Raw genomic sequence first — 7,079 nt, 5'->3', positions numbered from 1 at the left:
CCCTAACCGTGGGTCCTCGGGTCAAGCCCGAGGATGACGGGGAGGAGTGGGTTGCGGGTGAGCTAAGTTCTGCACCTTTTGTAATACCACACCATCGCGCCACCACCCATCAGGCATATAGCGCCCATTAATACCCGTATCCCATGCAAATCTCTTGAAATCATCGCTTGGGAGCAGTAGTTGCAGGGGATCATGATCGATCATTCCGCAAACTTGCCCTTCAAAGTGGCAGCACTTTATCGTTTTGCCCGTCTGGAGCACTATCAGTCGCTGCAGGAACCGTTGGCGCAGCTGTGCTGTGGCGCGGGGATCAAGGGCACGCTGCTGCTGGCCGCTGAAGGTATCAACGGTACGGTGGCGGGATCGCATGATGCCATCGACAAGCTTGTGGCGTTTCTGGAGGCTGAGCCTGCCATTGCGGGCATGGAACTGAAATATTCCTATGCGAGCGAAATGCCTTTCAAGCGCATGAAGGTGCGGCTGAAAAAGGAAATCGTCACCATGGGTGTCGAGGATATAGACCCGCTGAAAAGCGTTGGGACCTATGTTCCGGCGCAGGACTGGAACGCGCTGATTGCCGACCCGGACACCATCGTCATCGATACCCGCAATGATTACGAAACGGCCATCGGTACATTTGCCAATGCGGTTGATCCACAGACAAAAACGTTTCGCGAGTTTCCGCAATGGGTGGAAAATCACCGGGAAGAGCTGGAAGGCAAGAAGATCGCCATGTTCTGCACCGGCGGTATCCGCTGCGAAAAGGCGACAGCTTACGTCAAGGGCCTTGGCTTTGATGATGTGTTTCATCTGAAGGGCGGTATTTTGAAATATCTCGAAGAGGTTCCCGCCGAGGAAAGCCGCTGGGAAGGCGAGTGTTTCGTCTTTGACGAGCGCGTATCGGTTGGCCATGGTCTCATTGAAGGCGAGGCGGAGCTTTGCCACGCCTGCCGCAATCCGATTGCCCCCGAGGACAAAATGTCCACCCTGTTCGAGGAAGGCGTCTCCTGCCCGAAATGCTATCATGAGCGGACGGCTGAAGACCGCGCTCGCTTTGCGGAACGGCAAAAACAGGTGAAACTCGCCAAAATGCGCGGCGAAAAGCACCATATCGGTTCCTGATCACAAAAAATCCATTTGTCATTGCAATGCCACGGTGCCGACCCTAACTAGGTCGGAACGCATTCGTGCAGCCATGAGGAGATTTGCATGTTCGACCCGAAGAAGATTCTTGATGATTTTCTGGGAAGCAGTGTTCCCGGAACTGGAACCTCCGTTCGAGATACGGCCGGCAAGGCTACACAAATGGCCAAGGATAATCCGCTGGCCGCAGGCGCTCTGGCAGCCGTGCTTTTGGGCACCGGCACAGGGCGTGACATCGCAGGCGGTGCGCTGAAACTTGGTGGTCTCGCCGCTGTCGCTGGGCTCGCCTACAAGGCCTATCAGAATTACCAGTCAGGCAATGCACCAGCTACCCCCGCTGAAACAGCAAAGGCGGGCGAGCCGGAACTGCTGCCTCCGCCCGATGATTCAAGTTTCCACCCGGCAACAGCGCCGCAGGGCGAGCATGAGTTTGCTCTCGTGCTGGTGCGGGCCATGATTGCCGCTGCCCGTGCTGACGGGCAGGTGGATGATGCGGAACGTGCACGGATCGCCGAAAAACTGTCGCTGTCGGGTCTGAACAGCGACACGCAGGAATTCCTCACGCAGGAACTCAATGCGCCTGTCGATATTGATGCGCTGGTTGCCGCGGCGGTCACCGACGCGCAAAAGGTTGAGCTTTATACGGCGTCGCGCCTTGCCATTGAAGCAAAGACCCGCGCCGAGCGCGGCTATCTTGATCTTCTGGCTGGGCGTCTCAAATTGCCCGATAGTCTTATCGATCACATCGAGGCGACAATCGCCAATGTGAAAACGCCAACACCGCAGGCGTAATCACAAATCGAAACCAAAAACACCCGCTGTCACCGGCGGGTGTTTTGTCTCTCGACAAGACAAACAAGTCCAGTCTAGTTTGGCGCGTTCTGACTCGGGGCCGAGGGTTCATTCAGGACATTCTGGCAGTGTCGATGGCTGCCGCTGCGTCAAGGGTTTTGGGAGCGTCCGGGTCGCGCGCGCTTTGTTCGGACCCACCATCATGTCTGTATAATGCAACTGGATTCATGGCCGGTGTGAGACCGTCATGGATTCCTGACAGGGGTGGACCTCATGAAAAAATTTCTCATTCTGGGCTTTATGGTTCTGGCGGCGATGGCGGGTGTCAATGGCGCCATTGCTGCCGAAAAAGTAACGGTTTTTGCGGCTGCGAGCATGAAGGAAGTGATCGACACTGCCGCTGCCAAGTTCGAGGCCAAGACGGGCACGAAAGTGACATCTTCATTCGCTGCATCGTCGGCGCTGGCCAAGCAGATCGAGCAGGGCGCTCCGGCCAATCTCTTCATCTCGGCTGATCTTGACTGGATGGATTATCTCGAACAGCGCAACCTGATCGACAAGCCATCGCGCAAGGTCATTGCGGGCAACGCGCTTGTCATCCTGACCAAGAAGGACAAGGGCGACGCGGCTGAAATCTTGAAAGCCGGGCGTTTTGCCATGGGTGATCCCACAAACGTTCCCGCTGGAAAGTACGGCAAGGCAGCGCTGGAAACGCTGAAAATCTGGGATGAAGTCAGCAAGAATGCTGTGTTCACCGAGAATGTGCGTGCTGCGCTGGAATTTGTCAGCCGCGGCGAAGCCAATGCATCCATTGTCTATGCCTCGGATCACACCGCTGCGCCGGATCTGGTTGAGGCCTATCGTTTCGCCGATTCAACCCACAAGCCGATCCTCTATCCGGCTGCACTTGTTGGCAAGGAACCATCGGCTGAAGGCAAGGCCTTCCTTGATTTCCTCGCCAGCGATGAGGGCCAGGAAATCATCAAGTCGAAGGGCTTTGTTGGCGCAGGCAAGGCGGGCTGATAGTGCTGGGTGAGGCAGAATGGGCCATTGTTCTTCTGTCGCTGAGGGTCGCGCTGGTCGCGATCCTCGTCGCCCTGCCATTTGCTTTCATCATTGCGTGGATTCTGGCGCGTTATTCCTTTTGGGGTAAGAGCCTCTTGCAGGCTGTTATCACCATGCCGCTGGTTATCCCGCCTGTGGTGACGGGCTATCTGCTTTTGGTGTGGTTTGGCGCACGCGGCACCATTGGCGGTTTTCTCAATGATATTTTCGGGCTGACCTTCGCGTTTCGCTGGACTGGCGCTGCGCTGGCTGCCGGTGTCATGGCCTTTCCGCTGCTCGTGCGGCCAATGCGTCTTTCCATTGAAAGCCTTGATCGCGGTCTTGAAGAGGCTGCGCGCTCGCTTGGGGCAGGGCGCATTGTCGTCTTCTTCACGGTGACGCTGCCGCTTCTGTTGCCGGGTATATTGGCCGGTGCCGTACTCGGCTTTGCCAAAGCGCTGGGTGAGTTTGGCGCAACGATTACCTTTGTGTCGAATATTCCCGGTGAAACGCAGACCATGTCGCTTGCGATCTATTCCCTGCTGCAAAGCCCGAATGGTGATATCGCCGCCCTGCGGCTGATCCTCGTTTCGGTGGTGATCTCCATTGTTGCTGTTGTTGCCTCGGAATGGTTGCAGCGGCGCTTGAGCGGAGGGCGGTCATGAGCGATACGCTGTTCGTTTCGGTCAGTGGGCAGGTCGGATCGTTTCCGGTCGCTGCCGAGTTTACCGCAGGCGGCGGTGTTACCGCGCTGTTTGGTGAGTCAGGCGCGGGCAAGACAACGCTTCTGAAAATGATTGCCGGTGTGACACGTCCCAAACAGGGCCGGATCACCATCCGGGATCACGTGCTGTTCGACAGCGCCAGCGGGATCAACCTGCCGCCGGAACAGCGGCGTATCGGCTATGTCTTTCAGGATGCGCGGCTGTTTCCGCATCTTTCAGTCAGGACCAATTTGACCTATGCGCGCTGGGCCGGACGGCGCAGCGAGGGATTGCCCTATGACAGGGTGGTGGCGCTGCTTGGGCTTGAGCATTTGCAGCAACGCTCGCCGACAACGCTTTCAGGTGGTGAACGTCAGCGCGTTGCCATTGGGCGGGCACTGCTCTCCAATCCGTCACTGCTTCTCATGGACGAGCCGCTCTCATCGCTTGATCATAACAGGCGGCAGGAAATCCTGCCCTTCCTTGAAACCCTGCGCGATGAAACAGGTCTGCCGATCCTCTATGTCAGCCATGAGATTGACGAGGTGGCGCGGCTGGCAGACGAGATCGTGCTGCTACAGGCCGGCCGCGTGACCGCAAGCGGGCCTGCCGAAGCCATCTTCTCGCGGCTTGGAAGTCATGACGATGCGGGAGCGCTTGTTTCGGGCACCGTCACAGCAAGCGATGACGCCTTCGGGCTGACCTCCATCGATATTGGTGGCCATCCATTTCAGATTGCCAAGCTCGGCTTTGCCGACGGGACAAAACTGCGGCTGCGCATAAGAGCGCGCGACGTCTCTATCGCCCGCACACTGCCGGACGCGATCAGTGTGCGCAATATCCTGCCCGCGCGTATTGTTTCCATTACTACCAATGATGGCCCGGACTGTGATCTCACGCTCGATATTGGCGGCCAAACGATCAGCGCGCGGCTGACGCGCAAATCCGCCAGCGAGCTTGCTCTCAAGCAGGGCGACACTGTTTTCGCTCTGGTGAAAGCCGCTTCCGTCGATCGCGGTGTGTTGCGCGGCTAAAATTACTTCGTGAGGAACCGCTCGATCCGCTCAATGGCGCGCACAATGTTTTCCTCGGAATTGGCATAGGAAAGGCGGATATAGCCCTCGCCGAGAATGCCGAAATCCGGCCCACCGATCAGCGCCACACCCGCTTCATCAAGCAACGCGGCTGCGAGCTGCTTGGCGGGCCAACCGGTGACCTTGATGTTGGGGAAGGCGTAGAATGCGCCCTTCGGTGTGGCGCAACTGATGCCCGGCAGGCTGTTCAGACCATCAACAACAATCCTGCGACGGCTGTCGAAAGCACGGCACATTTTTTCCACATCATCCTGCGGGCCATCAATGGCGGCGATCCCGGCATATTGGCTGGGTGCATTGACACAGGACCAGCAATTGACCGCGAGCTTGCGCACCTTGTCATAAAGACTATCCGGCCAGATCGACCAACCCATGCGCCAGCCGGTCATGGCCCATGCCTTCGACCAGCCATTAAGAACAATCAGCCGGTCACGAATGGAGGGGAAGGTCAGCAGCGAGCAATGTTCCTCGCCATCATAGGTCATGACGTCATAAATCTCATCGGACATGATGGCGACGTGTGGGTGGGCTTCGAGGCCCTTTACCAGCTTTTCAATCTCGGATTTCGGCGTAACGCCGCCGGTCGGATTAGCCGGAGAATTGAGGATCAACAAGCGTGTTTTGGGCGTGATGAGCGCCAGCGTTTCTTCGGCGGAGAAGGCAAAGCTGTTCTCTTCGCGGATAGGCACGGGAACCGGCGTTGCGCCGGTGAATTCAATCATCGAGCGATAGATGGGAAAGCCGGGGTCGGGATAGAGAATTTCTGCGCCGGGTTCGCCAAAAATCATGATGGCGGCAAACATCGTGACCTTACCGCCGGGAACGATGATGACATTGTCAGGGGAGACTTCGACGCCTGTCGTGGTCAGTGTGCGGCGGGCGACTGCCTCACGCGTCGCGAGCAGTCCGGTTGCTGGCGTATAGCCATGGTGCCCATCTTTCAGTGCTTTGATGGCCGCTTCGACGATATGATCGGGTGTTCTGAAATCCGGTTGGCCGATCCCAAGATTGATGATGTCTTTGCCTTGGGAGGCGAGAGCCGTTGCACGGGCGAGAACAGCAAAGGCATTTTCTTCACCGATACGGTCGAAACCGGAGATGGTACGCAGCATTATCTTGTCCTACATACAATTTATGACTTCAGCTTTGTGCTGCTCTGACTGTATGGAGTCAAATACTCATATGCAAAACAGGCCGCTATCATGACCGATCTCAAAGACTGGACACCGTGCCCATCTCCTGCCCGTGAACCCATCGAGGGGCAGTATGTCACGCTTGAGCCGCTGGATGCTGCCAAACATGGCGACGGGCTCTACGAGGCGTCGAGTGTCGAGGATGCGGGAGACCGGTTTCGCTATCTTTTTGAAACCGCAGCGGGCGACCGCCCGGCATTCGATGCGTGGCTGGAAAAAGTATCGGCCAGCAAGGACCCGCTGTTTTTTGCGGTCATCGACAAGAAATCAGGCAAGGTTGCGGGCCGTCAGACCCTGATGCGGATTGATCCGACGTTCGGTGTCATCGAAATCGGCAATATCTATTGGGGGCCGCTGATCTCACGCAAACCGGCTGCCACCGAAGCACAATATCTCTTCGCATCCTATATCTTTGATACGCTCGGCTATCGCCGCTACGAATGGAAATGCAACAACGCCAACGAGCCATCCAAGCGGGCGGCGGAGCGTTTCGGTTTTACCTTCGAAGGCATTTTCCGCCAGCATATGGTGCAGAAGGGTCAGAACCGCGATACGGCGTGGTTCTCGATTATCGACAGCGAATGGCCAGCGCTGAAAGCCGCCTATCAGGCGTGGCTGTCGCCTGATAATTTCGATGCGGACGGACAGCAGATCAAGCGGCTGGAGGATTTCCGCGCAAGGTAGTGCTTGCGTTCGGGTGCAACGGAGCTACAAAGGCTGCGACTGTTGCCAGAAGAAAGACCCATGCCCGTGAGTGATCCCAAAACCCGCAATGCTGCCATCGCCGCAGCCTGTATCATGCTTGGTTTCGGTTTTGCCGCGTTCTACATGCCCACCATGATGCTGGCGCTGGGCGCCCATTCTCCTGCGCTGGCTGGTGTTTTCGGTGCGCTGTTTGTGTTTGGTTTTTTTGTTGTTTTCTGGCTGAGAGCGAGAAGGCAACGGCGTAAGGATTAGCTGGTTTGTGGTTGGTGGGTAGTCAGTAGTGTGTGGTTCGTGGTTCGACAAGCTCACCATGAGGGGCTTGGGTGGATGCAACGCTAATCGCCAATGTTGCAGAATATAGCACCCCTTCAACCTACCTCTCTCCGTCATCCTCGGGCTTGACC

Annotated in this window: 8 protein-coding genes; 7 read left to right on the top strand and 1 reads right to left on the bottom strand. The window is 57.0% G+C overall.

The annotated features are described in order from the left end of the window. The first annotated feature begins 192 nt into the window (after positions 1–192). The 5 genes from trhO (at position 193) to modC (ending at position 4,717) form a co-directional block, all read left to right on the top strand. Positions 193–1,122 (top strand): oxygen-dependent tRNA uridine(34) hydroxylase TrhO, encoded by a 930-nt coding sequence (gene trhO, locus AB4Y96_RS26220; protein WP_091878231.1) that lies wholly within the window; start codon positions 193–195, stop codon positions 1,120–1,122. An 87-nt stretch (positions 1,123–1,209) separates the two neighbouring features. Beyond that, positions 1,210–1,935, top strand: coding sequence for a tellurite resistance TerB family protein (locus tag AB4Y96_RS26215; protein WP_441920937.1), 726 nt, complete (start codon positions 1,210–1,212; stop codon positions 1,933–1,935). A gap of 273 nt (positions 1,936–2,208) precedes the next feature. Further along, positions 2,209–2,958, top strand: coding sequence for a molybdate ABC transporter substrate-binding protein (gene modA, locus AB4Y96_RS26210; protein ID WP_091878227.1), 750 nt, complete (start codon positions 2,209–2,211; stop codon positions 2,956–2,958). Next, positions 2,955–3,644, top strand: coding sequence for a molybdate ABC transporter permease subunit (modB, locus tag AB4Y96_RS26205; protein WP_441920939.1), 690 nt, complete (start codon positions 2,955–2,957; stop codon positions 3,642–3,644). Before modA ends, modB begins: the two co-directional genes overlap by 4 nt. Continuing rightward, positions 3,641–4,717, top strand: a complete 1,077-nt coding sequence (modC, locus tag AB4Y96_RS26200; RefSeq protein ID WP_441920936.1) for a molybdenum ABC transporter ATP-binding protein — start codon at positions 3,641–3,643, stop codon at positions 4,715–4,717. Before modB ends, modC begins: the two co-directional genes overlap by 4 nt. Positions 4,718–4,719: 2 nt before the next feature. Here the strand turns inward: modC and AB4Y96_RS26195 are convergent, their stop codons facing one another. Beyond that, positions 4,720–5,889, bottom strand: a complete 1,170-nt coding sequence (locus tag AB4Y96_RS26195; protein ID WP_441920935.1) for a pyridoxal phosphate-dependent aminotransferase — start codon at positions 5,887–5,889, stop codon at positions 4,720–4,722. A 90-nt stretch (positions 5,890–5,979) separates the two neighbouring features. Between AB4Y96_RS26195 and AB4Y96_RS26190 the strand changes: the two genes are divergently transcribed. Continuing rightward, positions 5,980–6,654 (top strand): GNAT family N-acetyltransferase, encoded by a 675-nt coding sequence (locus tag AB4Y96_RS26190; protein ID WP_441920933.1) that lies wholly within the window; start codon positions 5,980–5,982, stop codon positions 6,652–6,654. 66 nt (positions 6,655–6,720) lie between these two features. Next, on the top strand, positions 6,721–6,927 hold the full coding sequence (locus AB4Y96_RS26185) for a hypothetical protein (RefSeq protein WP_091878547.1): 207 nt from the start codon (positions 6,721–6,723) through the stop codon (positions 6,925–6,927). Positions 6,928–7,079 lie beyond the last annotated feature (152 nt).

It is taken from the genome of Phyllobacterium sp. TAF24, from assembly GCF_052113785.1.
Lineage (GTDB): Bacteria > Pseudomonadota > Alphaproteobacteria > Rhizobiales > Rhizobiaceae > Phyllobacterium.
The sequence above is the reverse complement of the archived record's forward strand: the minus strand, read 5'-3'. Positions and strand labels throughout refer to the sequence as shown.

Excerpts from the sequence above, each read along its gene's own strand:
- trhO (WP_091878231.1), top strand. The coding sequence starts at position 193 with ATGATCGATCATTCCGCAAACTTGCCCTTCAAAGTGGCAGCACTTTAT.
- AB4Y96_RS26215 (WP_441920937.1), top strand. The coding sequence starts at position 1,210 with ATGTTCGACCCGAAGAAGATTCTTGATGATTTTCTGGGAAGCAGTGTT.
- modA (WP_091878227.1), top strand. The coding sequence starts at position 2,209 with ATGAAAAAATTTCTCATTCTGGGCTTTATGGTTCTGGCGGCGATGGCG.
- modC (WP_441920936.1), top strand. The coding sequence starts at position 3,641 with ATGAGCGATACGCTGTTCGTTTCGGTCAGTGGGCAGGTCGGATCGTTT.
- AB4Y96_RS26195 (WP_441920935.1), bottom strand. The coding sequence starts at position 5,889 with ATGCTGCGTACCATCTCCGGTTTCGACCGTATCGGTGAAGAAAATGCC.
- AB4Y96_RS26190 (WP_441920933.1), top strand. The coding sequence starts at position 5,980 with ATGACCGATCTCAAAGACTGGACACCGTGCCCATCTCCTGCCCGTGAA.